The organism is Bacillus sp. LR--39 (assembly GCF_053613335.1).
The window spans coordinates 1-2,415 of the sequence record NZ_JBSIOT010000037.1 but is presented as its reverse complement, the minus strand read 5'-3'; the positions used below and the strand labels follow the sequence as shown (position 1 = coordinate 2,415).

Here is a 2,415-nt window from a genome sequence, read left to right as displayed (position 1 = left end):
TATATTCCGCTGTATTGTAGATTGGATTGTCCGGATCAAGCTGCTGAGCAAACCATATGCCAGTTTGCGCCCCGGTCAAAGAATATTGAAGATCTTTTGTATCAGGCATCCGTTTGTTTACCCTCCTTTTATAAATAATCCGCGTTTGGCAGCACTTGCTGGCTGCGGGTTGTGAGCAATTTCTGCCATTCTTCGATCGTTGGGCGTTCAGCCAATTCCACGAAAGTCACCTCTGCCCCTTCACGGCGCCATTGTTCCACCAATGTCATGATCCTTACCGAATCAAGACCACGATCGAGCAAATCCTCTTGATCTGTGATGTCTTCCGGTGTTTCTTGTAGAAGCTCAGCAATTTGTTTACGGATATTCTCACATGTAAACACGTTCTTTTTGCCAGTGTTTGCTGACGTTTTTTGAACGTCTGCCGGCGCATTCTGCAGCTGATCAAGAAGACTGTCAGTCATCACGGTAAACGCACAGCGTCCAGCCGCATATTCCAGCGCCATTTGATGTTTTTCTAATGAAAAATCAGCAACTGCATCTCCCACAAAAAAGGCTTTAATATCCTCCATAAATGCTTCACATGCTGTAACAAGACAGCCGATATGGGCGTAAATTCCTGTAATGATCAGCTGATCGCGTCCCTCTTTGCGCATCATTTCAAGCAGATTCGTTCTCTTAAACGCGCTGTATCTCCATTTTGTCAGCACAAGATCATCATCCTCTGGTGCCAGCTCGGTTATAATTTTCTCCTCATAAGGACCGCTGTTTAATCCCGGGCCCCAAAAGTCTGTCAGCAGCGCACGGTCATCCGGATTTTGGCTTCCCGGCTGTGCGGTATAGACAACAGGAATCCCAAGCTGAACACATTGATTCTTCAGCTTTCGTATATTCGCTGAAAGCTCTGTTACCGGAGACGCTCCCGCTGTGAAAGCATCGACAAAATAGTTTTGCATATCGTGTATTAACAAGACAGCCCGATTCGGATCAGGCCCCCATGATACTTTGTTTTGCGGCATATCAGATGCTGTCGGCATTTGATACGGCTGAATGGCAGGTATAGCCATATGAACACTTCCTCTCAAATTGTTGATTTATTTTCTTGACCCTGCAAGAAGTTTCTCGGAAATGGCTTCACGAAGAGCCTTTTTGCTTACCTTTCCTACCCCTGTCTGCGGAAAGGATTCGACAAATTCAACTCGGTCAGGGATTTTATATGCCGCCAGTCCGCGCTCTCTCAAAAACGCTTTAAGCTCTGCGGCTTTTGGGGCTTCATCCCTGGGAATAATGAACACACAAGATCTTTCGCCAAGAAATTGATCAGGCATGGAGACCATTGCCGCATCATGGACAGCCGGATGCGCCAGCAGATGATTTTCTACCTCTTCAGCCGCAACCTTTTCTCCTCCACGGTTAATTTGATCCTTCGCCCGGCCTTCAACGACAATATAGCCGTCTCGTGTCAGCCTGACGATATCACCCGTACGGTAAAAACCGTCCTCAGTAAATGAAGCGGCGTTATGCTCTTCTGCCTTATAGTAACCTCGAATTGTATACGGTCCCCGCGTCAGCAGATGGCCTGTTTCACCAGGTTTTACGTCGCGATCCTGATCATCCCAAACACGCACTTCATCATATGGAGACATCGGTTTTCCTTGGGTGTTGACAATGATCTCCTCAGGATCATCCAATCTCGTATAATTGACGAGACCCTCTGCCATTCCGAACACCTGCTGCAGCGTGCAGCCGAAAACAGCTTTTACCCTGCGCGCGGCTTCAGCACTAAACTTGGCACCGCCGACCTGCAGCACTTGAAGGCTGGATAAATCATCACGGCGTGAGGATGCCGCATCCATCCATACCATCGCAAGAGGCGGAACAAGAGCGGTTATCGTGACCTTTTCCCGTTCAATTAAAGGAAATGCGTCATCTGGACTTGGAGAAGGAGATAATACCACTCTTCCTCCAGCGTATAATACGCCGAGAACGCCGGGTGAGCTCAGCGGATAATTGTGTGCCATCGGCAGCGCGGCCAAGTACACCGTGCTGTGGTCGAGCCAGCAGACCTCCACACTCCGCTTCAGGCTGTATATGTAGTCATCGTGGGTCCTCGGAATCAGTTTCGATAGCCCGGTGCTCCCGCCAGAAAGCTGGAGGAACGCCACATCCGAAGATTTGACTTCAGGCAGTTTTACAGGTTCTGTATGCAAATCCTCGAGCGGCAAAAATTCCTCTGCCTCACCTGCGACAATGATGTTTTTCAAAGTCGGCAACTTGCTTTGAACCTGTCTGGCAAGCGTACGATAGTCAAAACCGGAATAAGCGTCGGGAATGATATATGCAGCCGCTTCAGCAAACTCGCAAAAATATGTAATTTCACTGCTTCGATGAGAAGGCAGTGCGAAGACTGGAAGC

General features: G+C 48.5%; 3 protein-coding genes. All 3 read right to left on the bottom strand.

The features are described 5' to 3' along the window. A partial coding sequence (locus tag ACWHAR_RS19885; RefSeq protein ID WP_452087601.1) for a hypothetical protein occupies positions 1 to 109 on the bottom strand: 109 nt, incomplete at its 3' end. Between the two features lie 19 nt (positions 110 to 128). Beyond that, the gene (locus ACWHAR_RS19880; RefSeq protein ID WP_041057622.1) at positions 129 to 1,067 is read right to left on the bottom strand and encodes an isochorismatase; all 939 of its coding nucleotides are present in this window, start codon (positions 1,065 to 1,067) and stop codon (positions 129 to 131) included. A 27-nt stretch (positions 1,068 to 1,094) separates the two neighbouring features. Next, positions 1,095 to 2,415 (bottom strand): (2,3-dihydroxybenzoyl)adenylate synthase (locus tag ACWHAR_RS19875; RefSeq protein WP_452087600.1); only part of this gene is annotated, 1,321 nt, incomplete at its 5' end.

What these genes read in the sequence shown, in the direction of transcription:
- ACWHAR_RS19880 (WP_041057622.1), bottom strand. Translation starts at nt 1,067, where the DNA reads ATGGCTATACCTGCCATTCAGCCGTATCAAATGCCGACAGCATCTGAT.